The organism is Fulvivirga lutea (genome assembly GCF_017068455.1).
GTDB classification, from domain to species: Bacteria; Bacteroidota; Bacteroidia; order Cytophagales; family Cyclobacteriaceae; genus Fulvivirga; species Fulvivirga lutea.
On the sequence record NZ_CP070608.1, the window covers coordinates 198822 to 220185 of the forward strand.

General features: G+C 37.8%; 24 protein-coding genes. 11 read left to right on the forward strand and 13 right to left on the reverse strand.

Going from position 1 to position 21364, the window contains the following annotated elements; all coding sequences use genetic code 11:
• Positions 1–18 precede the first annotated feature (18 nt).
• Both JR347_RS01005 and JR347_RS01010 read right to left on the reverse strand, forming a co-directional pair.
• A complete protein-coding gene (locus JR347_RS01005; protein WP_205722206.1) occupies positions 19–627 on the reverse strand; it encodes an IMPACT family protein in 609 nt (202 codons plus the stop codon).
• On the reverse strand, positions 624–1517 hold the full coding sequence (locus JR347_RS01010; protein WP_205722207.1) for a hypothetical protein: 894 nt from the start codon (positions 1515–1517) through the stop codon (positions 624–626). The genes JR347_RS01005 and JR347_RS01010 overlap by 4 nt, the downstream gene beginning before the upstream one ends.
• 109 nt (positions 1518–1626) lie before the next feature.
• Between JR347_RS01010 and JR347_RS01015 the strand changes: the two genes are divergently transcribed.
• The 5 genes from JR347_RS01015 (at position 1627) to JR347_RS01035 (ending at position 7329) form a co-directional block, all read left to right on the forward strand.
• Positions 1627–2319 carry a head GIN domain-containing protein gene (locus JR347_RS01015; RefSeq protein WP_205722208.1) on the forward strand — a complete coding sequence of 231 codons (693 nt, stop codon included), beginning with the start codon at positions 1627–1629 and terminating at the stop codon, positions 2317–2319.
• Between the two features lie 169 nt (positions 2320–2488).
• Positions 2489–4498: an ATP-binding protein gene (locus JR347_RS01020; protein ID WP_205722209.1), complete on the forward strand. Its 2010-nt coding sequence runs from the start codon at positions 2489–2491 to the stop codon at positions 4496–4498.
• Positions 4499–4564: 66 nt separating this feature from the next.
• On the forward strand, positions 4565–5209 hold the full coding sequence (locus JR347_RS01025; protein ID WP_205722210.1) for a response regulator transcription factor: 645 nt from the start codon (positions 4565–4567) through the stop codon (positions 5207–5209).
• A 169-nt stretch (positions 5210–5378) separates the two neighbouring features.
• On the forward strand, positions 5379–6380 hold the full coding sequence (locus JR347_RS01030) for a hypothetical protein (protein WP_205722211.1): 1002 nt from the start codon (positions 5379–5381) through the stop codon (positions 6378–6380).
• A 1-nt stretch (position 6381) separates the two neighbouring features.
• Entirely contained in the window at positions 6382–7329 is a 948-nt protein-coding gene (locus JR347_RS01035) for a hypothetical protein (RefSeq protein ID WP_205722212.1), read from the forward strand.
• A gap of 59 nt (positions 7330–7388) precedes the next feature.
• Here JR347_RS01035 and JR347_RS01040 read toward each other — a convergent pair whose 3' ends face one another.
• The 10 genes from JR347_RS01040 to JR347_RS01085 all read right to left on the reverse strand — a co-directional run bounded on the left by JR347_RS01040 (position 7389) and on the right by JR347_RS01085 (position 16092).
• A complete protein-coding gene (locus JR347_RS01040) occupies positions 7389–8066 on the reverse strand; it encodes a lysoplasmalogenase (protein ID WP_205722213.1) in 678 nt (225 codons plus the stop codon).
• Positions 8059–9243, reverse strand: coding sequence for an MFS transporter (locus JR347_RS01045; protein ID WP_205722214.1), 1185 nt, complete (start codon positions 9241–9243; stop codon positions 8059–8061). Before JR347_RS01045 ends, JR347_RS01040 begins: the two co-directional genes overlap by 8 nt.
• A gap of 135 nt (positions 9244–9378) precedes the next feature.
• Positions 9379–10474 (reverse strand): peptide chain release factor 2 gene (prfB, locus tag JR347_RS01050; protein ID WP_205722215.1). Its coding sequence is split into 2 segments (ribosomal slippage): positions 9379–10413 and positions 10415–10474, totalling 1095 coding nucleotides; the frame shifts between segments, so codons are not numbered across the junction.
• Between the two features lie 123 nt (positions 10475–10597).
• On the reverse strand, positions 10598–11662 hold the full coding sequence (locus JR347_RS01055) for a branched-chain amino acid aminotransferase (protein ID WP_205722216.1): 1065 nt from the start codon (positions 11660–11662) through the stop codon (positions 10598–10600).
• A 76-nt stretch (positions 11663–11738) separates the two neighbouring features.
• Positions 11739–12287, reverse strand: coding sequence for a cob(I)yrinic acid a,c-diamide adenosyltransferase (locus JR347_RS01060; protein WP_205722217.1), 549 nt, complete (start codon positions 12285–12287; stop codon positions 11739–11741).
• A 2-nt stretch (positions 12288–12289) separates the two neighbouring features.
• Entirely contained in the window at positions 12290–13018 is a 729-nt protein-coding gene (locus JR347_RS01065; protein ID WP_317192608.1) for an ABC transporter ATP-binding protein, read from the reverse strand.
• A gap of 115 nt (positions 13019–13133) precedes the next feature.
• Positions 13134–14012 carry an alpha/beta fold hydrolase gene (locus JR347_RS01070; RefSeq protein WP_205722218.1) on the reverse strand — a complete coding sequence of 293 codons (879 nt, stop codon included), beginning with the start codon at positions 14010–14012 and terminating at the stop codon, positions 13134–13136.
• A gap of 47 nt (positions 14013–14059) precedes the next feature.
• Positions 14060–14650, reverse strand: a complete 591-nt coding sequence (locus JR347_RS01075; protein WP_205722219.1) for a TetR/AcrR family transcriptional regulator — start codon at positions 14648–14650, stop codon at positions 14060–14062.
• A 48-nt stretch (positions 14651–14698) separates the two neighbouring features.
• A complete protein-coding gene (locus JR347_RS01080) occupies positions 14699–15460 on the reverse strand; it encodes an NRDE family protein (RefSeq protein ID WP_205722220.1) in 762 nt (253 codons plus the stop codon).
• A gap of 32 nt (positions 15461–15492) precedes the next feature.
• Positions 15493–16092, reverse strand: a complete 600-nt coding sequence (locus JR347_RS01085; RefSeq protein ID WP_205722221.1) for a ribonuclease HII — start codon at positions 16090–16092, stop codon at positions 15493–15495.
• A 55-nt stretch (positions 16093–16147) separates the two neighbouring features.
• Between JR347_RS01085 and JR347_RS01090 the strand changes: the two genes are divergently transcribed.
• The 5 genes from JR347_RS01090 (at position 16148) to JR347_RS01110 (ending at position 20251) form a co-directional block, all read left to right on the forward strand.
• Complete coding sequence (locus JR347_RS01090; RefSeq protein WP_205722222.1) at positions 16148–16702, forward strand: NUDIX domain-containing protein; 555 nt, start codon at positions 16148–16150, stop codon at positions 16700–16702.
• A 2-nt stretch (positions 16703–16704) separates the two neighbouring features.
• On the forward strand, positions 16705–18048 hold the full coding sequence (locus tag JR347_RS01095) for an MATE family efflux transporter (protein WP_235689723.1): 1344 nt from the start codon (positions 16705–16707) through the stop codon (positions 18046–18048).
• Between the two features lie 42 nt (positions 18049–18090).
• Positions 18091–18690, forward strand: a complete 600-nt coding sequence (locus JR347_RS01100) for a sigma-70 family RNA polymerase sigma factor (protein ID WP_205722223.1) — start codon at positions 18091–18093, stop codon at positions 18688–18690.
• 92 nt (positions 18691–18782) lie between these two features.
• Entirely contained in the window at positions 18783–19553 is a 771-nt protein-coding gene (locus tag JR347_RS01105) for an acyl-CoA desaturase (RefSeq protein ID WP_205722224.1), read from the forward strand.
• An 83-nt stretch (positions 19554–19636) separates the two neighbouring features.
• A complete protein-coding gene (locus tag JR347_RS01110; protein ID WP_205722225.1) occupies positions 19637–20251 on the forward strand; it encodes a thioredoxin family protein in 615 nt (204 codons plus the stop codon).
• On the opposite strand, the gene JR347_RS01115 is transcribed toward JR347_RS01110, so the two are convergent.
• Positions 20248–20604 (reverse strand): DoxX family protein, encoded by a 357-nt coding sequence (locus tag JR347_RS01115; RefSeq protein ID WP_205722226.1) that lies wholly within the window; start codon positions 20602–20604, stop codon positions 20248–20250. The two genes, JR347_RS01110 and JR347_RS01115, sit on opposite strands and share 4 nt — an antisense overlap.
• A gap of 134 nt (positions 20605–20738) precedes the next feature.
• Between JR347_RS01115 and JR347_RS01120 the strand changes: the two genes are divergently transcribed.
• Positions 20739–21341 (forward strand): SET domain-containing protein, encoded by a 603-nt coding sequence (locus JR347_RS01120; RefSeq protein WP_205722227.1) that lies wholly within the window; start codon positions 20739–20741, stop codon positions 21339–21341.
• The last annotated feature ends 23 nt before the right edge of the window (positions 21342–21364 follow it).

Sequence of the window (21364 nt, forward strand, 5' to 3'; positions counted from 1 at the left end):
GCTTCGCAGCAATATTAATTAGAGATTTAAACCTACTACAGTACCTGTGTTATTCAACAACTCTACTTTGCCTTTCAACTCTTCCACTTTATCAATCTTTACCTTTCCAAAAAGTGTACAGTCAGATTCAAACTTTTGATCGACTATCTGTATTTCCAGATCACTGACCAGTCGCATTACTTCGTTGGTGGAATCGTAGGGATAGACAAGCGTGAACGATTCTTTCACCACTACTTCTTCAATTTTGGAGTTGTTTAAAGCTTCTTCGGCCGCTAATTTATAGGCATTGATGAGTCCGCTTACACCGAGTTTAGTTCCACCGAAATAGCGCACTACCACCACTAATGTATCTGTTAAATCTTTGGAGTGAATCTGACCTAATATCGGATCACCTGCAGAATGATTTGGCTCGCCATCATCGTTGGCTCGAAATTGCGCCTTGTCCGCACCTAATACGTAGCCGTAGCAATGGTGCCTCGCATCGTAAAACTCTTTTCGTAAACCTTCCAAAGCTGCCTTTACCTCCTCCTCACTCTCTACATGAAAAGAACGGCCAATGAACTTACTGCCCTTATCTTTGAAAAGGCCTTCTCCCTGGTTTGTTATAGTTAAGTAGCTGGTAATCAAAATGCTAACGACATCAACTCTTCAAAGGAAAGTAAAATTATACTAAGTATAGCAAGTAGTAACCCTGATTGGTTTAGTTTGCTCAGTCTCTCCTTAAACACTAAAATTGAAATAAATGCAGATAGTAATATGATGCCTACGTTTAACATCGGGTAAACCACCGCTCCGTCATTTTTAAAATAAGAGAGTGTTCTAATTAAAAAGTAAATAGAGAAATAGTTAATAGCTCCTAAAATGGCTCCGCCTAATACGTTGCCCTTGGTAATTTTTCTTCCTGAAATCATAATGGATATGATACCTATAAACGCTGCCGATGAAAAAATGACTATCGGGAAAACGGGTTCCACTGCCTCAGTAAGATAATGATAGCTTGTGTAGTTAATGGAAGAATCTATTAACCCGCCTAGCACAAATACGGATATAGGTAGTAAAATAGCGAATCCGGCAAAATCCGAGCCTTCTACACCTCGCTTCTTAAACGATGACATGAGTATGGCAGGAAATGCCATAAACATACCTAAATAGTTAAATACGGTGTATTCTTTCGACTGCACCTTTAATACCAACAAGCTAATAATCACTGGTATAATTAATGACATTTTTGATGCAATGGAAGAGACCGTCATGCTAAACCGCTGAGTGGTAAGAGCCATCAGGTAAAATGTAGAAATAAAAATTAGCCCTAAAACAATTCCAATAATTACCCATGGTTGGGTATAATTAATCTCAGTTAGTGCTTCTGACTTACCCATAAAAATGATACCGGTAGCCACACAAGTGATATAATTGAACACAATGGCCTGAAAAGTATCTAATCCGAAAGCCTTGAATTGTCGGAAGCACAGAAAGATTCCCACATTGGCGAGAATACAGAGTAATAGGTAATGCATAAGCCGCAAATCTAATGAAGAATGATTTGCCTGTAACCTTTGCTCATAAAAAAGGTCTAATACGTGCAACCAATTATGACAGAAAGAAGTCTTTAATAAAAAAAGAAGCATGAGAACAATAACAACAACCTTTTTAGTACTATTAACGGGCTTTGTTTTTGCCCAAAATTCTCAAGTGAGAGAATTACCTGAATTTGATGCCATTACACTCAGCGTGTCGGGCACGGTTTATATTACACAGGCATCTACACAAAGAGTTGAGTTAAAAGGTAGCAACGAAACACTAGATAAAATAGAGACTGAAGTAAGAAACGGCCGATTAATTATCAAATCTGAAGATTCAAATAGCTGGTTTAGCTGGCGAGATACGGGTGATTTTGACGTTTATATTTCCGTAAAAGAACTCAATAAAATTCACGTTGCCGGATCGGGAAGAGTGTATACAGAGAATAAAATAACTTCAAAAGATTTAGAATTAGATGTGAGTGGTTCCGGTAAAATGGAGGTACAGGCTGAAGCTACTTACCTTGATGCCAATATTTCGGGCTCTGGTAAAATTGAAATTGAAGGCAAAACCAAAGATTTAGAAGTTAGAATCAGCGGATCAGGTGATATTTATGCCGATAAGTTAATGTCAGAAAATTGCGAAGCAAGAATTTCCGGCTCAGGAAAATGCGAAGTTAATGTTTCTAATTCCATTGATGCCAGAATTAGTGGTAGCGGAAGTGTTTATTACAGAGGCAATCCGAATCATGTAGATTCCTCCACGTCTGGGTCAGGGCGTGTTAAAAAGATTTCATGAGAATTCATGGAGAGTTTGGTTAGGTTGAAAACTCAAAATGGATGAAGGGGCTTAGGCCCCTTTTTTCGTTAATTCTTTCACTATATAAATATCAAACAATCAGACATAAACTCATTTTAACTACATTTATTGCTAATAATCAATATCTTGTATTTTATTCTTGAAGTTTATGAAGGGGCTCATCTTACCTGTAATTTTCTCCTGTTTTTTGGCACTTGCAATGCTAATTTCTACAGCATCCTACGGCCAACAAACAAACATCGATAAACAAGCTTTAGCTGATTCACTTTATGCACAAAGATTATATGTCGAATCGGCTCAACTTTATTCTGAGCTTTTTGAGGAACTAAATGAGCAACCGGAACAACTGGGAAAAATTGCTTACAGTGCCGGAAATGCCTTTGCCCGTTCAGGTGATTCTGAAAATGCCTTGGTCTGGTATGAAAAAGCATCGCATATATTAAAAGAGGCAGAAGCATGGGACAATTATTTTATTGCCCAGGCTAAAATTGCGGATTTGCATGACGAAAAAGGAGATTATACTACTGCCATAACCCTTGGCGAAAAAGTAATAAATCATTTTATGCAACAAAAAGATAGCGTATACGCTGCCAAAACTTTGCATAATCTGGCTCTTTATTATTATCATAACAACAATCTCCAAAAAGCCATTGATTTACTTAGTCAGTCTGTTGGTTGGATTGGCAATAAGGATGATTTTCAAAAAGCTATTTCTTACAACCAGCTTGGTAATATTTGGGCGGATGACCTCGGTGATGAAAGAAAAGCTTTACACTACTATTTGAAAAGTCTGCAATTTAAGCTTAAAGGAGCCACACCACAATCAATATCGGCCTCTTATAATAATGTAGGCATTTCTTATAAAAACCTTAATCAGCCTGATAGCGCACTCTTTTATTATCAAAAAGCACTTGAATCAGCCATTGAAAGTAATATCCCCCGAGCGCAATTTAACCCACTTACTAATTTGGCCAACTTGTATAAACGTGAAGGGGAAATTGAAAAAGCAACAAAAACATATGAGAAAGTGCTACTGCTAAAAGATTACATGACAGCCGTGCAACAAGTAGATATACATATTAATTTAGGTGCTGCCTATAACCAATGGCAAAAATATGATGATGCACTTAAACACCTGCTCATTGCAGAAGAGCTTGGAGCTGAAGTCTCTAGTCCCAGTGATCATGCACTCATCCAATCGCAAAAAGCAGTGGCCTATTCCAATACCGGCAACTATGAAAAAGCATTTGCAGCCCAAATAGCTTATACTACATTAAAAGACAGCATATATGCCCGAGAAAAAAGGCAGGAAATTGGTGAACTGATGATCAAATTTGAAACTGCTGAAAAGGACCTTTTAATATTGGAGCAACAGAAGGCTATGCAACAACAAGAGCTTGAACTGCAAAAGCGTACTACTTTATTCATTGCCATCTTCACTATTATACTAATAATATCAGGAGTGCTGTTTTATCTTTTCAAAAGAAAAGAAGCTGCCGCACAAAAAGCAGAGTTGGAATTGCGTTTGACAGAGCAACAAGAATTAACTCGAATACAACAAGAGCGCCTGCGAATTTCGAGAGAATTGCACGACAATATAGGCTCCTATTTAACATTGATGAGTGCATCTGTAGAACAATTTGCCATTGCAAAGGAAGTAATCAATGATAAGAAAATTACAGAATTGAAAGGCACCTTGGCCATGAGTATGCGCGAATTGAGAAAGACAGTTTGGTTACTTAACAAACAAGCTGTAAGTATTGATGAAATAACACTGAGGTTGCGTGATTTCTTTAAACCTCTACACCAAAACGGCACAAGGATATCCGTTGACTCTGAAGGAAATGGTGACTATACCTTAACTGAAATTCAGGCTACACATCTAATCCGAATTATACAAGAGGCTATTAATAATGCTTACAAATATGCGGCCTGCAAACAAATTGACGTCAAATTAAAAACAGACAATAGCAATACTTTTCATTTTTCAGTTGCTGATAATGGTAAAGGTTTTAATGCCCAAACTGTTGAACATGGCAATGGACTACACAATATGAGATCGAGAATAGAGGAGCTAAACGGTGACTTAGAGATATTTTCTGAAGCAGGAAAAGGCACTGAGGTAAAGGGAAGCTTTAAATTAAAAGAATACGAATAACTGCGTATGTTTTGAAAAGCAGTTACATGTTACTTTTGACGCTTAATATTGCATATAAATCTATACATGCCCATCAATATCGCCATAGCCGAAGACAATAGTTTTGCACTTACTGCACTACTGGAGCGATTAAAGACATACCCTGAAATTGATGTTAAATACACGGCACAAAATGGCTTGCAATTGCTGCAAAAACTGAACAGAAATAACAATATCGATTTGGTGCTCATGGACATTGACATGCCCGAAATGAATGGTGTACAAGCCACTGCTGAAGTTAAAACCCGATACCCTCAAATTAAAGTGCTCATGCTCACTATGTTTGACGATGAGGAGTTACTCTTTAAAGCTGTGATGGCGGGAGCATCGGGATACCTATTAAAAGAAGATAATGCCTCTCAAATATTTTTAGCCATCACCGATACTGTGGCCGGAGGAGCGGCCATGAGCCCCGCTATAGCCATGAAAACACTTAATCTTATTCGACAACCTTTGGCAAAGGATAAAAAACAAGAGGATTTTGGGCTAACTGATCGTGAAATTGAACTTCTCCATCAGCTTAAAAACGGACTTACCTACGAAGAAATAGCCTCAAACTTGCACATCAGTTATCATACAGTGCGTAAACATATCGAAAATATATACCGCAAACTCCAGGTAAACAATAAGGTCGAAGCTGTTAAAAAAGCTTCTGACAATCGCATTGTTTAGTTAGTCATAATTCCGTCCATTACAACAAAGGATTTTCAAATTGAATGGTCAGGCCTTTAATAATCCTCTATCATTCCTCCACCTTTTATAATTAAAATACGAAGAACTGCGTATGGATTGCCTATAAGGTAGCTACTAGCTTTGATACTATATTTTAAACTATGCTACTATGAAAAAGATATGTATCCTGTTATTCGCTGCTCTAATTTATTCAGGAGTTCAAGCACAAAAAATCACCGAAAAAGAGGTTGATGGCAATGGTTCATTTAAAGGAAAACAATTTAAAAAAGCACCTAAAAGAATCTACATCAACAGTTTCAATGTTTATTTCCAAGTATTTGGTAGTGCGCGCGCAAATACCACAGGTGGTGAGTCATTGGGGAGATTAAAAGGCAATACCAATGTGGCCATGGGGGTGTTTTTGGATGGTGTTGATAATGCCGATTTCAAAGAATTAACCAACAAAGTTTATGATCGTTATGTGTCAAATTTAAAAAATTTAGGCTATGAGATTATTTCTGCGGATGAAGCAGGAAAAACAGAAGAATTGAGTGATTGGGTAAGAAAAGAGGGTGGTGAAATAAATGCAGCTCAATCTGTGGGTTTTGTGAAAGTAACACCTGAAAATTATGCCTATTATGTAAAGCGCGAGACGAAAAAAGGGAAGGAAAAAAGCGGGACATTTGGCAATACCGGTGTGCTATCGAAGCAAATGAATGATGCCGTTATTGCCGATGTAAATATGACCTTCTACTTCGTGCAAATGAAAACTTACGACAATGAGATTTTAGGTTACTCGCAAGTAACCGGAAAGCCCAATTTCCACATGCCGAGACTCCTGGGTGATATTAATAATCAGGTGTTAACCAGTGCCAATTATGCCTTTGGTAAAAATTTGACGGCTCCGGAGGCAGCTATAAATACAACTATAAAAAAAGGTATTTGGAGTGATAAACCTGTGTTTGACAGCAAAATGAAGTTTAAGGAGTCTGCAGTGGCCGGCAGTAAAGCAATACCTGATTATGCAGCAATCATTTTTGTAAATAATGCAAATATGTCTGCCTCGCATTACATGCCTTGCGATGCTGAACTTTACAAAGCTGAAACTGAACGTATGATGAATGAGTTTCTGGATGTTAGCTTGAGTAGACTATCCGAAAACCTCAATTAACATGAATTGTTGTCTGAGTAATTATTGGTCGTTTTTCCTTGTGGCTCTCTTGCTTGCAATCTCTGCATGCAGCGATGAGGAATCTTACAGCCCGGAAGTTGGAGAAACGACCAAAACCATTTCCTTTGATTTATATGCCGAAACAGGAAACAAATGGGTAAATAACTTTGCAGTATCCAATGACGGTGAGTTTGTATTTTACACTTCTGTCAATGAAGTATATCGCTATCATGTTGCCACTGGAGAAGAAACGGTAATTGTAACTACTATAAACCCACCATCGGGATTAAATTCTTGTTATGTTCATTATATAGATGGCAAACTTTATGTCATCCATATTGATGATAACAAAAGTTATGTGCGTGTCTCATCTAATAATGGTGATTCATTTATAAACCATCATGTAGGCACTAAACTTGGCTCCATTGACTTTGAAGGCCCTTTTTGGCGAGTGCTATTTAACAGATTACTTAAGCTTCCTGATGGATCTTTAATCATTCCATACTTGGGAGATAACATAGCCGTATCAAATGATGATGGTGCTTCCTGGTCTTTAAAGAAATCTGATATAGGTTTTATAACTGCCAATCAGCAAAACAAACTTTTTGGTATGGAAAGCACATGGACTGACGAATTTGGAAGGCAATTTCCAGGTGAAAAAGCTACTTCAAACAATGTGGGAACTACTTGGGAGCTTTATGAAGACCATTTGCCAACGGCAGTAGACAGACAAAGTAATTTGGTGACAGTCAGAGACAACAGTATAGTAAAACTGACAAATGGAAAATTAATAACTTATAACTGGGAAGCTCAAAAGAACATCATAAACACCTCATCTGATTATTACACGAACAGCGAAATCAATTTAAATGATGTTGAATTTGATCAGAATAATAATTTGTACCTGTTGAATTATGATGGAAATATTTACAAAACCAGATTAGATTAAAAGTTTTGATCAAAGAAATAGGTGGCATAACATTATTTAGAGCCACCTATTTTTAGATTTTACCCTTGTCTTTGATGCCTAATTACACCTTCAATTATTAAATACTGGGCAATTGAATAAGTTAGCATTACCCAAAAACCTGAATAAGCGAATGACTCCATAAACTTGTTGATGGCCAGCAGTGAATCTGATATCATAAAAAAGATCGCTCCACCAAACACGAGTCCGAAACTTTTAATCGGTGTATAACCGTATCTCAAAAGTGCTGATATAGCCATGAACACGAGCACCGCTGCATATACTGTTACAGGTAGCCTCATATCGCCAAGGTTGGGTGATAGAATTGCTACAAGTGCTACACCTGCCAAAACCAATGTGATGCTATGCCTTAGTTTCTGTGTAGGTAGCAATGGATTTTCAGCTTCTGCCCACCTTAATTTAAAATAGGAGATTGCATACAGCACATGGGCAATTAAAAACGACACGAGCCCTAAAATGAAGTAAGTGGCATCAAGTTCCTGATACATTAGAAATGAATCGCCCAGCCAAGAAAACACCAGTGAAATGGCTACCAACCAAAAAGCAGTATCCTTTTTACTATTAGCGGTGATAAAATAAAGAAAAAGGAAAAGTACAATCAGTGGCTTACTGTAATGTTCAAAATCCCAGTCGAATATGTTTCGAGTAAGTTCCACAGCAGTTGCAGAAAAAAACAGGTATTTGAAAAGTTTATGCATGTACAGTAGCCGATTTTAAATTTTGCTTTCGTTTTCTAAGCAATAGGTATCCTAGAGCTATAAATGCCGTCACAGCCCCCATTCCGAAGGTTATTGGAAAATTAGCCGGATTGTTGGAAAAAGTCCATCCAGATAGAATAGCACCCATCATTATACCAAGCTCCAGTGCTATAAATGTAGTTGCCATGGCCTTGCCTCTACTCTTATCAGGACTTAAATCTGCAGTCCATGCAAAAAGCGTTGGTGAGTTCATGCCTACAGCTAAACCATAAATAACGGCTCCAGTAAAAAATTGAGTTACACTCTCTGAAAATCCGATGACAAGCAAAGAGATAATATAACAACTGGTAGAAAGCATTAATACAGGCTCCCTACCCCACTTATCAGAAAGTTTGCCAGCCAGAATTCTCACTAACAAGGAAGATAAGGTAAAAATCGAATAAAAATGACCCCTGTTTTTAATCCCTAAATGATCACTGAAATCTGGTATTACGGTTAATACTATGCCAAATGAAAAAACCGTAAGTGCCATTACGATTGATGGTGGCAAGGCAGTAGGCTCATACACATCGTGCTTGGTTATTTTTAAGTGAGACCATCTTAGCGACTCTTTATTTTCCAGTGTTTCTTTCATGCCAACAAGTATTAATATTGAAAGAATTGCTAATACTGATGACGCGTAGAACATCACATCAATAGAATACATCAGAGTGATTTTACTACCCAATGATGGACCAAACGCCATACCCGTAGTACCAAAGAACCCGGCAATACCCATGGCCTCACCTCTTTTATTAATGGGCACTACATCGGCTACATATGCCACCGTTCCGGTAGGTTTAAACCCAGTGGAGAAGCCATGAACAAGTCTTAGTGCAAAGAACCCTAATATAGTGGTAACGAATGGGTAGATAAAACCCAACGCAAAACAAATGGATGCCCCAAAAACCATTACCGGAATACGACCCACCTTATCGGTAAGTTTACCGCTAAAAGGACGAGACAGACCGGCTGTAAGTGTGAATAGGGAGATGATAAACCCTTTGTAATCTTCACCTCCAAGCTTAGTTAGAAATGAAGGTAATTCAGGAATTATCATGTTAAAGCTCGCAAAAAACAGGAACGAGCTAGTACATAATAGCCAGAATTGAAAAGTATAGGTTCTCTGTTTCTCCATTCAATTTTAAAGAGGGTGGTTGTGAAATAAAGTGTCATTCCAAACTTGATTTGGAATCCTCAATTTCGATCTACTCGTAAACGAGAGATTCTGAATCAAGTTCAGAATGACAGTAAATAAAAATTCAACAACTAATTAAGCTTCAGATTTATCCTGATAACCAAGCAAAAATGCCTTGATATAATCATCTAAATCTCCGTCTAAAACATTTTGAACATCAGTGCGCTCAACGCCTGTTCTGGCATCTTTTATAAGTTTGTAAGGATGTAAAACGTAGTTTCTAATTTGCGAACCGAAATCAATTTTCATTTTACCTGCTTCCACTTTATCGCGTTCTGCATTTCTTTTCTCCAGCTCAAGCTGATACAATCGAGATTTAAGCATTTTCATGGCCATTTCTCTGTTGGCTAGCTGCGATCGTTCTACCTGGCACACTACTACAATCCCTGTAGGCTTATGTGTCAGCTGCACTTTGGTTTCTACCTTGTTCACATTTTGTCCTCCTGCGCCACCAGAGCGTGAAGTATGTAATTCCACATCAGCCGGATTGATTTCAATTTCTATTTCATCATCAATAACTGGCGAAACATATACTGAAGCAAACGAAGTATGTCTTCTTCCTCCAGAATCAAATGGAGAAATTCTTACTAGTCTGTGTACTCCAATCTCGGATTTCAGGTTTCCATAAGCGAAAGGCCCATCAATTTGCAAGGTGGCCGATTTAATACCTGCTACGTCCCCAGGCTGATAGTCCACCTGCTTTACTGAGTAGCCGTGGCTCTCGCCATACATAATGTACATTCTGTTTAGAATATCGCACCAGTCCTGCGACTCCGTACCTCCTGCACCGGGGTTAATTTCCAGCATCGCACCGAATTGATCTTCCTCACCGCTCAGCATTTTCTTGAACTCCAGGTCTTCCACAGCTTTCTCGGCCTCCTTGTAGGCAGCATTCAGCTCATCCTCCTCTACTTCATCGGCCTGATAGAACTCATAAAGTGTTTCCAGGTCTTCATACAGGGTTATAACCTCTGAAAAACTATCTGTCCAGACTTTTTTAGTGCGTATTCCTTTTAAGATTTTTTCTGCCTCTTTTGGGTCGTTCCAGAATTCTGGTTGGGCAGTTACCAATTCTTCTTCTTCTACTTCAGCTTTCTTCTTATCGTAGTCAAAGATACCTCCTCAAAGCCTCTACTCTGGCCTTCAAGTCTTTCAACTCGTCTTGTGTCATGTTCTGTAAATTTTCGTCAAAGCTAATGAAAATATGAAGTCTACATCCTACTTCATTTCAATAAAAGAGCCAACCGCCTGCTGGTGGTTGGCTCTTATAAACCAATTGACTGTGAATATATAATTAAATTTTACTCACCCAACCAAATCTGTCCTCGATCTGACCAAGCTTGATTCCATCTAATTCCTTTAAAACTTTATTAGAAAACTCTCTGGTTTCTACCGCTGGTAGCTGAAAATCTTCTCCTTTGTAACCAATAAGCTCAATTTGAGCAATTGTTGCTGCTGTTCCTGCACCGAAGGCTTCAGTTAATCTTCCTTCTTTAATGGCAGCAATAACTTCTGTTACAGGTACTTTTCTTTCTTCCACATCCATACCCCAATCACGAGCCACATTTAAAACACTATCTCGTGTAATTCCATTTAAAATTGTATCGCCTAAAGCTGGAGTAACTAATTTTCCATCAATTACGAACATGATATTCATTGTACCTGATTCCTCAATGTACTTATGCTCCTTGCCGTCTGTCCAGATTAACTGATCGTACCCTTTTTGCTGAGCAAGTTTGGCAGGATAAATGGCCGGACCATAGTTACAACCTGTCTTGCAATAGCCACTTCCACCCTCAACAGCTCTTACGAAGTGATCTTCTATTTTCACTTTTACCGGTTTGGCGTAGTAAGCACCCACAGGACAAGTGATAATCATAAATTTAAATCGCTCTGAAGGACGAATACCGATGTAGTCGTCATTTGAGAAAATAAATGGTCTGATATACAATGATGTACCAGGTACATCTGGCACCCACTTATTATCTAATTCTAATAGCGTATGCAATCCGTCAAAAAAGATTTGCTCCGGTAATTGAGGCATACACATTCTGTTAGCAGAAATGTTTAAACGCTCATAATTCTTGTCAGCCCTGAAAATATTTATTTTACCCTCAGAGTCTTTATATGCTTTTAAGCCTTCAAAAATAGATATTCCATAGTGTAAGGCGGGACTTGCCGGACTGATTCGCATTGGCTCATAAGGCTCAATTCTTAGATTCTTCCATTCTCCGTTCTCATATTCTGCTGTGAACATGTGATCAGAATAAGTCTTCCCAAATTGTATGTTGTTGAAATCTATTTGACTGATTTTAGACTCAGCTATCTTCTTAATGTCGATATTCAAAGTATCTATCATGTTACGTGGTTTAACGTTACTAACGATCGTTAGGTTTGCAAAAGTAACAAAATATTAAGAGTAGAAAAAGGTTCTATTATTTTCTTGGAACCCAAGGGGTTTCCGGAGCCTTTAATTCGGCTGTCATTTTTCTGCTTAATACAAACAAGTAATCGCTAAGCCTATTGAGGTATTGAACAACTAACTGATCAACTTCCTCAGTTTCTTGTAAAAGGATTACCAAGCGCTCTGCTCTGCGACAAACACAGCGTGCTATATGACAAAAAGAGACAGATTGATGGCCTCCTGGAAGAATGAATGATTTCATGGGCTCTAATTCAGTGTCCATCTTATCTATTTCCTCCTCTAAAAAGGTTAAGTCTGTTTCAGCCAGTTTAGGTATTTTAACTTTCGTATTTCCAGGTTCAGTAGCTAGAATAGATCCTACGGTAAATAATCTATCCTGAATTTCAACTAAAACATCGTGTCTGCCACCATTCACAGCCTGATCTCTCAGTAATCCAATGTGAGAATTTAGTTCATCAACTGTGCCATAGGCATTAATTCTATCATGAGCTTTAGAAACTCTTAACCCACCAAATAATGAAGTAGTACCTTTATCTCCTGTTTTAGTATAAACCTTCATAGTTACTCTGAAAGTGCTGCTTTTTGTTCGTCAGCCCTAGTCACGTTATTATTTATCTCATCAGTTTCAACCAACCCATCTCTCAATCTGATAATACGATGAGCATAATGTGCGATATCATCTTCGTGAGTAACCATGATGATCGTGTTACCCGCATCATGAAGCTGCTGAAATAACTCCATAATGTCATAAGATGTTTTAGTATCTAAGTTACCTGTTGGTTCATCAGCTAAAATAATACTAGGATTATTCACCAATGCCCTTGCAATAGCCACTCTCTGGCGCTGACCACCCGAAAGTTCATTTGGTTTATGATCATATCGATCTGACAAACCTACATTTGATAAGGCATTCATCGCAATTTCTTCACGCTCTGATTTACCGTAGCCTGCATAAATTAATGGCAATGCCACATTCTCTAGTGCTGATGCTCTAGGCAATAAGTTAAATGTCTGAAAAACGAAACCTATTTCTTTATTTCTAATTACTGCTAGTTCATTCTCAGTAAGGTCACTGACATCATTATCATTTAGAATATAGGTTCCACCTGTAGGTGTATCTAAACAACCAATAATATTCATTAGTGTAGACTTACCCGAACCAGACGGACCCATGAAGGCTACATATTCACCTTTATCAATTTCAATTGAAATTGATTTCAACGCCTTTACTGTCTGATTACCCATTTGGTAAATCTTCGAAATCTCGGTAGTCTTAATAATCTTTGTCATCGCACAATCATCTAGATAAACAAAGAACGGAAATTACGGGTGATTTTATCTAATATTTCCTTAAGCGGTTGATAATACAGATTAATCCATTTTCTCGCTCACCAAATAAGATTTGCTAAACTAATGATGGTTCTGAATTGTACTTCTGAGCTTTCAAGTGCTGCAGAACCTCATTTATCACCTTTTCATCTTTTAAAATTCTGGTATGCCCATTACCCTCAGTTGTTATTATCTTGCTGGAAGGGTAAAGGTCGTGAATCAATTTAGCATTAGAGTAGGGAGCTTCTCGGTCTCCTCTGTCATGTACAATTAATAACTCTGTATCTCGCAGTTTTGTGATATTGTGAGAGATTGAATATTCTTCAAAGGTTTTGCCATAGTCTTCCATAATACGTTCTTCGAAGTAAGGCAACATTTTTTCTGATGCTCCAATTTTACTTCTAAACTCTTCCAGTATTTGAGCACCCACAGTTGGACTACTAATTAAAACTAACTTATCTGATATTCCGGCCAATGTTGCATGGAATGAAGCAACCCCTCCTAGCGAGTGCCCTACAATCATTTCAAACTTTCTGTAATTATTCTGGAGTTGCTCTATAATTCCAACAAACTCCATCAAGTGCGAAGATGAACCATCAGATTGACCATGGCCAGTTGAATCAAAGGCTACGACTTTGTAACCGTTATCTGTAAATAATGGAATAAATTTTCTAAACTGAGTTGCTCGGCCCATCCATCCATGAACAAAAAGTACTGGTTTACCTTCGCCCCACTCATAGACCTGAACCTGCTTGTTTTTAAACTGAATTTGATATTTATTAGCCTGCCCAGCAATTTCTACTTCTCCATAGGGTGTTTTGTACTTTGCCGTTGAGAAAAATATTTTTACAAACCATCTTTTTGCCAGCCACGGAGCTATCATTTCAACTTTCGGAAATGCCCAGGCGATGAGTCTAAGTCCTATAGGTGTTTTAATTTTCTTTTGAGTTTTCATGACTGAAGTCTTTTAAGACCGATTGGTCTGTTGTTGATTAAATTTTTTTAACTCTTAATAATATTTTTAAACAAGTATTCTTTTACATACTCTGAGGCCATTTCAAGGCAATCGTTGCTATCCTCTACCCGAGACATGACGATAGCTCCTTCCAATGTTGCTACCATAAGTGATGACACTTTTTTGACATTTATGCCTTCATTGAATTCACCGGCTTCAATCCCTTCAAGTAGTTTATACTCCACATATTTCTTCAAACCATCAATACCGGCTTTAGCCTTTTCCTTTAACATGGGATGCGTGTTGGTGGCATCCATGGCTGTATTAAAAATTGGACAACCTCCACCTTGTACAATAGGGTCATCAATAAAAGAAACAAAAGCATCAATCACTGCAATAATCTTTTCAGTTGGTGTATTTACCTGACTTAGCCTTTCTTTGAATCTAGCCTGAACTCGTTCGTAGTTATAATTAAAAGCTTCAACCGCTATCTCGTCTTTGTTCTTAAAATGATTGTATATTCCACCCTTTTTTAAGCCAGTAGCTTCCATAATATGGCTGAGAGAACAGGCATGATACCCATAGGTATTAAACAGCTCTGCAGACTTTTTTACTATTTTTTCTCTCGTTGTTTCCATACTAGTACCGACCAGTCGGTCTCAAATGTATAAATAAAAAAACTTCCATCAAAGTTTCCATACAAATTTTCGGTCTTCATGATCAAAACTCATTGTATCATATGTTCTTTCTACAAACGTAAATTCATTATCATGCGTCACTAAAATGGCCGTTGAACAACGAGATCCATAATTGCTGCTTTTGATAAACATGGGTGATAGCATTTTCTCCTTTTCGTAGCCAACTCCAGTTTCTGGCAAATTATTATCATTTGCTTTTATATCATCATATAATATTCTCAAGAGTTCATTGCTATTAATTTGAGTTTCGTTTAAAAGTGATTCCAATTTCTCCTTCCCTTTTTCCACCTTAGGCCAGGAAGTGTCGAGCAACGCATTACTCAATCCATGTAAGCCATCAGAGATTTTATGCACTCCTTTCTGGTAATTTCCATAATAGTTTAGTGAATCAGCATCGCCAGCTATCAGGTTAAACCCATTATATAGTTCACCTTTGCTCTCAACATGGGTTAAATAGTTTTGGGCAGATTCTTCGCCTAATAAATAATCAGTTACCAAATGCCCTCTACTCGGTGCGTTTGTTTTAATATTACTTAAATCTCGATAGTTGGTGAGCATGGCAATTCTTCCTGCTTTGGTAATACCCATCCATGTGCCTCCGGCTTCCAGGTCTTTTCCTGCCAGTAAATCTTCATGATCTTCCCAAAATGTGGCAGGCTCAGTTGCCCTTTCATAAAACTCATCTCTATTAGCGGCTAAAACCAACTTATATTTCGGATGAACATTTTTTGCAAATAAGATCAGGCACATAGTGTTGCTGTTGAAAACATTAAATCAAAATTTTAATCAAAAAGTTCGAGTTGATTCGGCAGTAACCTGAATGTTTTCCTATGAAACTCTGTAATTCCATATTGTTTGATTGCATCACGATGCGGTACTGTTGGATAGCCTTTATTCTTACTCCAACTATATTCCGGGTGTTTCAACCCAATCTCTTCCATGTACTCATCTCGGTACGTTTTCGCTAATATCGAAGCTGCCGCAATAGATAAATATTTGCCATCGCCTTTAATAATGCACTCATAGGGAATGTCATTATGTGGTTTATATCTATTGCCATCAATTAACAGTAACCCAGGTGTTTTATTGAGCATGTCAACGGCTCTATTCATTGCCAGATATGAGGCATTTAAAATATTAACCTGATCAATTTCATGATTATCTACAAAACAGACTCCATAACTTATTGCATCCTTCTCAATGTCCTTTCGGATAAGAAGACGCTTACTCTCGGAAAGTTGTTTTGAGTCGTTCAGCAACTTATGCTTATAATCAAAAGGCAATATAACTGCTGCAGCTACTACCGGCCCAGCTAAACAGCCCCTTCCGGCCTCATCGCATCCGGCCTCTATTTTATCTTGACTGTAAGACGACAATAACATACTACAAATCTAACGGCCTTACCCATACTTCAAAACTTATGGTAGTTTTGCAGCCATGAAAAATGACGAAAGCCCTTGGAAATCACTTTCCTCAGACATTAAATATTCTAACCCTTGGATTGAAGTAATTGAACATCAGGTAATTAACCCTGGAGGTGGGAAAGGAATTTATGGTAAAGTACATTTTAAAAATATCGCTGTTGGTGTAATTCCAATTGACGAGGATGGTAATACATGGATTGTTGGGCAGCATCGATTTCCATTAGATGAATTCTCATGGGAAATCCCCGAAGGTGGTTCTCCCCTTGGAGAAGATTTAGTGGTTACTGCGAAGCGTGAGTTAAAAGAAGAAACAGGATTAGAAGCAGAAACGTATGAACTCATTTTGAAAATGCACACTTCCAACTCAGTATCTGATGAAGTGGCATTTGTTTTCTTAGCCAAAGGAATCAGACAAGGTAATTCCAGTTTGGAAGAGTCGGAGTCTGATATGCAAACAAAAAAACTACCCTTTTCATCGGTATACGAGATGGTAATGAATGGTGAAATTACTGATAGCATGAGTGTGGCGGGTATTTTAAAAGCCAATGCCATTATAAACCAAGAATAAATTTGTCCAGGCAAAATTACATAGAGCACTTAAAAAAGAACTTCCATCTTGCCTACCCGGTGATGCTGAGTCAGCTCGGGCATATGATGGTAAACGTGGCAGATAGCGTAATGGTAGGGCATCTGGGAGCCGTTCCACTGGCAGGTGCATCATTGGCCAATGTCATATTCCATTTGCTATTAATGTTTGGTATCGGAGTTTCTTATGCAATTACTCCTCTGGTGGCTGCTGCAGATGGAGAAGGTAATGTGAGCAAGTCTGCAGTTTATTTAAAACATGCCATCATCATCAACCTAATTACTGGATTGATACTGTTTGCGATAGTCGCTATTGCCGGACCGGGATTAAAATATTTAGACCAGCCAATGGAAGTGGTTGATATGGCTCTTCCTTATTTAAATATTGTTACGCTATCATTGGTGCCATTAATGATTTTTCAGACTTTCAGACAATTTGCTGAAGGTCTTTCTGATACTAAGATGGCCATGATTATTGTTATCGGCTCCAACCTCTTAAATGTGATTTTAAACTACATTTTAATCTATGGAAAACTAGGTTTTGATGCATACGGATTAATTGGAGCTGGTTATGCGTCATTTATTGCCAGAATAATTCTGGCTAGCTGGATGGTTTTATATGTTTATCATGGAAAAAAATACCAGCCATTCAGATTGGGTTTTAAACTTGGGAATTACAGCAAGAATATCTTTCGCAATATGCTTGGTCTGGGTCTACCGGCAGGAATTCAATTTATTTTTGAGGTGGGCGCTTTTGGTTTTGCTGTGATTATGATCGGTTGGATTGGAACTGAAGCGCTAGCTGCGCATCAGATTGCTATAAATATGGCAGCGATAAGTTATATGATGGCTTCAGGATTGTCAGCCGCAGCTACTGTGAGAATTGGCAACCAACTAGGTTTAAAAGATATTCCAACTTTAAGAGCAGCAGCATTTACATTGTATGGAATGGTAATACTATTTATGGGCATTTGTGCCACAGTATTTATTGTAGGTAGGTTTTACCTTCCTTCATTATACATTGAAGATACTGCTGTAATTGAGCTAGCAGCAGGTCTATTAATTATTGCAGGATTTTTTCAAATTTCAGATGGTATACAGGTGTTAAGCTTAGGAGCCTTGCGCGGTTTGGCAGATGTTAAAATACCTACCGCAATGACTTTTATAGCCTATTGGGTTTTAGGTTTGCCTATTGGTTATTTACTGGCATTTCACTATCAAATGGGTGCATCGGGCGTTTGGTACGGATTATTGATAGGCTTATCAATAGTAGCTATCACCTTGTTTTGGAGATTTAACCATTTGACCAAAAAGATGTTAACTGCCTAACAACTGTCAGTTAAATTTATTAGTGTTATCTTTGAAGTTACAATGAATCAAAGTCAAGCTATAGCGCTCTATCAACCGATGCTTCAAAGCATTGCCCAACGAATATTAGGGTCGGTTGCTGATGCAGAAGATATTGTGCAAGATACACTTCTGAAATGGCTAACTATTGACACAAAAAAGATTCAAAATACAAAGGCGTATTTAATTAAAGCAGTTACCAATAATTGCCTGAATCATTTAAATGCGATTAAAAGAAAGAAAGACGAGTGTCTGGAATCTTTAAACCCAAAAGACCTCATTGATAAGTATAAAGAAATGGAGCTTTTTCATTTCGACTTTGAGAATGAAGTTTCCTCTGCCTTGAATGTAATTCACAAAAAACTTGAACCGCTAGAAAAAGGCGTATTTGTTTTAAGGGAATTTTTTGATTTTGAATATGATGAGCTTCAGGTTGTATTTAATAAGAAGAAAGATAACTGTAGAAAGTTATTCAGCCGGGCAAAAGCAAAATTGAACGAGGAAACGACTAAAATTAAGAATGATTTCTCCAATACAAACTTCTTCGAGTCGTTCAAAAACGCTTGTCAAAAAAACGATCCTAAAGTGATTATCGATCACATCAACGAAGAGCTAAAAAATTAATTTCAATTTTTTTGTCACAACTGTCTGTTGTGCTTGTCTCTATACTAAAGGCACAAAGTGCCGTTAGTTTCGAAACTTTACATTATTATTAAATGGCTGTTATAATCACATTTTTTATAGCGCACTGGTATTTGTCGCTATTCTTTCAAACATTTTTCCTGCACAGGTATGCTTCTCACAAAGCATTTACCATGAGCAAAACCTGGGAAAAGGTATTCTTTGTTCTTACTTGGATATTCCAGGGATCTAATTATTTAAGCGCATACGGTTATGGCATTATGCATAGAATGCACCATGCTTATGCCGATACACCTAACGATCCTCATTCACCTAAATATGACGAAAGTCTATTTAAAATGATGTGGAAAACAAAAACCATCTATTCTGCTATTACGAGCAAAAAGATGAAGGTTGATGATCGTTTCACAAAAGATGTTCCTGAATGGACTGCTTTTGACACGTTTGCACGTTCTTGGGTATCCAGAGTGCTTTGGGGTGCTGTATATGTAGCTATCTACTGGCAATTTGCTACAGTTTGGTGGTTATGGTTACTTCTGCCTTTGCAATTTTTAATGTCGCCAATTCATGGTGCTATTATTAACTGGTTTGCCCATAAGTATGGTTACAGAAACTTTGAAGTAGGCGATACATCAAGAAACTTTTTACCTGTAGATTTTCTAATGATGGGCGAAAGCTATCACAACAACCACCATAAACACGGCAGCAGAGCCAATTTTGGTGGATTCAGATGGCATGAAATTGACCCTACTTACCAGGTAATTAAGTTATTGAATGCTGTTGGCATTATTAAGCTAGCTAAGCATAAAGAAGTACAACTAGCAGAAGTGAAAAAGGCAGCATAACCAACTGTCTGTTTAACGACCAATTGACTATAATTTAAAAAGCTCCACAACTATTTGTGGAGCTTTTTAGTTTTGATATCATTATGACAAAAGAATTGAAAGCATCCATTGTAAATGAAGTTCATTGGGAGAATGGATTAACCTACAGCGAATACAGAGAGCTAATTCAGCGCTTGTTGGCAATAAACAAGACAACCGGTGACAACCATTCTGAAAATATGCTCAGCTATACTAAGTTAAATGAGCAAAGAATGAACAAGTGGGAAAAGATCGCTCAACTTACCGATGAATTAAAAACAACTGTTGCCAACATCAATGAGAAACAAAATTGGCTGATTCTTACAGAAGGTTGGTGTGGAGACGCAGCACAGAATATTCCAGTAATTAATAAAATTGCTGAATTGAATTCTAATATCGAGCTACGGTTGCTGCTCAGGGATGAAAACCTGGATATAATGGATGAATATTTGACAGATGGAGGCCGATCCATTCCGAAATTAATCATATTGGATGAAGAGTTTCAGGAACTAGCTCAGTGGGGACCAAGGCCACAACCCGTGCAAGAAAAATTACTGCGCATGAAGGCTGGTGAATTAACCTATGAAGAATTTGCTACTGAACTGCACACGTGGTACGCAAAGGACCGTACATTAACACTCCAAACTGAGTTAAATCTGCTTTTAACAAGATTAGCTTAGGCGTATACCTTCTTATAAAAAGTAAATGATATCAACCACAGAACGATAGCTACCACAGCTCCACCCTGCTGACCATCACCTATAGCTACATGAGCACTAAATGCTAGCATAAAATCGTACAGAAAGCCGGCATAGGCAAAATAAACGAGCGTAGTGCTTAACCTAGTCCAAATTGCCACCAAGCCTAAAACTTTTAGCACCCCTAACGGATAAATGATATAAGTTGGGTAGCCCAGCTGATCAAAAATACCACTTACCTCATCATAATTAAAAAAATACATACCCGCTGACATCAGCATTAAAACCGATAAAAAACCGGTGGCTATCATAAATATTATCTTGTTCTTTTTCATATCTCAAACTGTTTAGTCAATAAAGATATTAATACCGTTTAAACATTAATATTAATTGTTTGAGATTGTCAGCTGGGAGATACAACTAATTCAACTAATTAGTACATTCACATTGTTATAGTTCTTTAACAGAAATGATACACCCTAAAACTGAGCTTCGGTTCATAAATGATGAAATAGGCTACGGGGTTGTAGCCACAGATTTCATCCCAAAAGGTACTATTACATGGGTACTTGACAAGTTTGATCGTGAATTTACTCCCGATCAGGTGCAGAACTTTGAGGATACGTATAAAGACATTCTTGAAGTTTATTCTTACCGAAATGGAAGCGGCAATTATATTCTTTGTTGGGACAACGGCCGCTTTGTAAATCACAGTTTTAACTCAAACTGCTTCACTACTCCTTATGATTTTGAAATTGCCATTAGAGATATACACCCTGGTGAGCAATTAACAGATGATTATGGTTATTTAAATGTATCGGAGCCATTTAGAGCCTGCAATGAAGGGACACGAAGAAAGGTGGTTTACCCTGATGATTTAATAAAGTATGCTAAGGTTTGGGATAAAAAATTAACCCTCCCATTTAAAAGAATACCTAGTGTAGAGCAGCCATTGAAAAAATTACTATCACAAGAGAAATGGGATTTGATTTTCTCAATAGCATCAGGTGAAAGAAAAATGGATTCCTTGTTAAGCTTGTATTACGATCAGAGTAATAAGATGGTAGGGTAAGTTATTTTCATTTTTTCCATTTT

Excerpts from the sequence above, each read along its gene's own strand:
- JR347_RS01015 (WP_205722208.1), top strand. The coding sequence starts at position 1,627 with ATGAGAACAATAACAACAACCTTTTTAGTACTATTAACGGGCTTTGTT.
- JR347_RS01025 (WP_205722210.1), top strand. The coding sequence starts at position 4,565 with ATGCCCATCAATATCGCCATAGCCGAAGACAATAGTTTTGCACTTACT.
- JR347_RS01085 (WP_205722221.1), bottom strand. The coding sequence starts at position 16,092 with ATGTTATTGTCGTCTTACAGTCAAGATAAAATAGAGGCCGGATGCGAT.
- JR347_RS01110 (WP_205722225.1), top strand. The coding sequence starts at position 19,637 with ATGACAAAAGAATTGAAAGCATCCATTGTAAATGAAGTTCATTGGGAG.
- JR347_RS01060 (WP_205722217.1), bottom strand. The coding sequence starts at position 12,287 with ATGAAGGTTTATACTAAAACAGGAGATAAAGGTACTACTTCATTATTT.
- JR347_RS01115 (WP_205722226.1), bottom strand. The coding sequence starts at position 20,604 with ATGAAAAAGAACAAGATAATATTTATGATAGCCACCGGTTTTTTATCG.
- JR347_RS01070 (WP_205722218.1), bottom strand. The coding sequence starts at position 14,012 with ATGAAAACTCAAAAGAAAATTAAAACACCTATAGGACTTAGACTCATC.
- JR347_RS01090 (WP_205722222.1), top strand. The coding sequence starts at position 16,148 with ATGAAAAATGACGAAAGCCCTTGGAAATCACTTTCCTCAGACATTAAA.
- JR347_RS01120 (WP_205722227.1), top strand. The coding sequence starts at position 20,739 with ATGATACACCCTAAAACTGAGCTTCGGTTCATAAATGATGAAATAGGC.
- JR347_RS01075 (WP_205722219.1), bottom strand. The coding sequence starts at position 14,650 with ATGGAAACAACGAGAGAAAAAATAGTAAAAAAGTCTGCAGAGCTGTTT.
- JR347_RS01035 (WP_205722212.1), top strand. The coding sequence starts at position 6,382 with ATGAATTGTTGTCTGAGTAATTATTGGTCGTTTTTCCTTGTGGCTCTC.
- JR347_RS01100 (WP_205722223.1), top strand. The coding sequence starts at position 18,091 with ATGAATCAAAGTCAAGCTATAGCGCTCTATCAACCGATGCTTCAAAGC.
- JR347_RS01055 (WP_205722216.1), bottom strand. The coding sequence starts at position 11,662 with ATGATAGATACTTTGAATATCGACATTAAGAAGATAGCTGAGTCTAAA.
- JR347_RS01010 (WP_205722207.1), bottom strand. The coding sequence starts at position 1,517 with ATGCATTACCTATTACTCTGTATTCTCGCCAATGTGGGAATCTTTCTG.
- JR347_RS01080 (WP_205722220.1), bottom strand. The coding sequence starts at position 15,460 with ATGTGCCTGATCTTATTTGCAAAAAATGTTCATCCGAAATATAAGTTG.
- JR347_RS01105 (WP_205722224.1), top strand. The coding sequence starts at position 18,783 with ATGGCTGTTATAATCACATTTTTTATAGCGCACTGGTATTTGTCGCTA.
- JR347_RS01030 (WP_205722211.1), top strand. The coding sequence starts at position 5,379 with ATGAAAAAGATATGTATCCTGTTATTCGCTGCTCTAATTTATTCAGGA.
- JR347_RS01065 (WP_317192608.1), bottom strand. The coding sequence starts at position 13,018 with ATGACAAAGATTATTAAGACTACCGAGATTTCGAAGATTTACCAAATG.
- JR347_RS01045 (WP_205722214.1), bottom strand. The coding sequence starts at position 9,243 with ATGGAGAAACAGAGAACCTATACTTTTCAATTCTGGCTATTATGTACT.
- JR347_RS01040 (WP_205722213.1), bottom strand. The coding sequence starts at position 8,066 with ATGCATAAACTTTTCAAATACCTGTTTTTTTCTGCAACTGCTGTGGAA.
- JR347_RS01020 (WP_205722209.1), top strand. The coding sequence starts at position 2,489 with ATGAAGGGGCTCATCTTACCTGTAATTTTCTCCTGTTTTTTGGCACTT.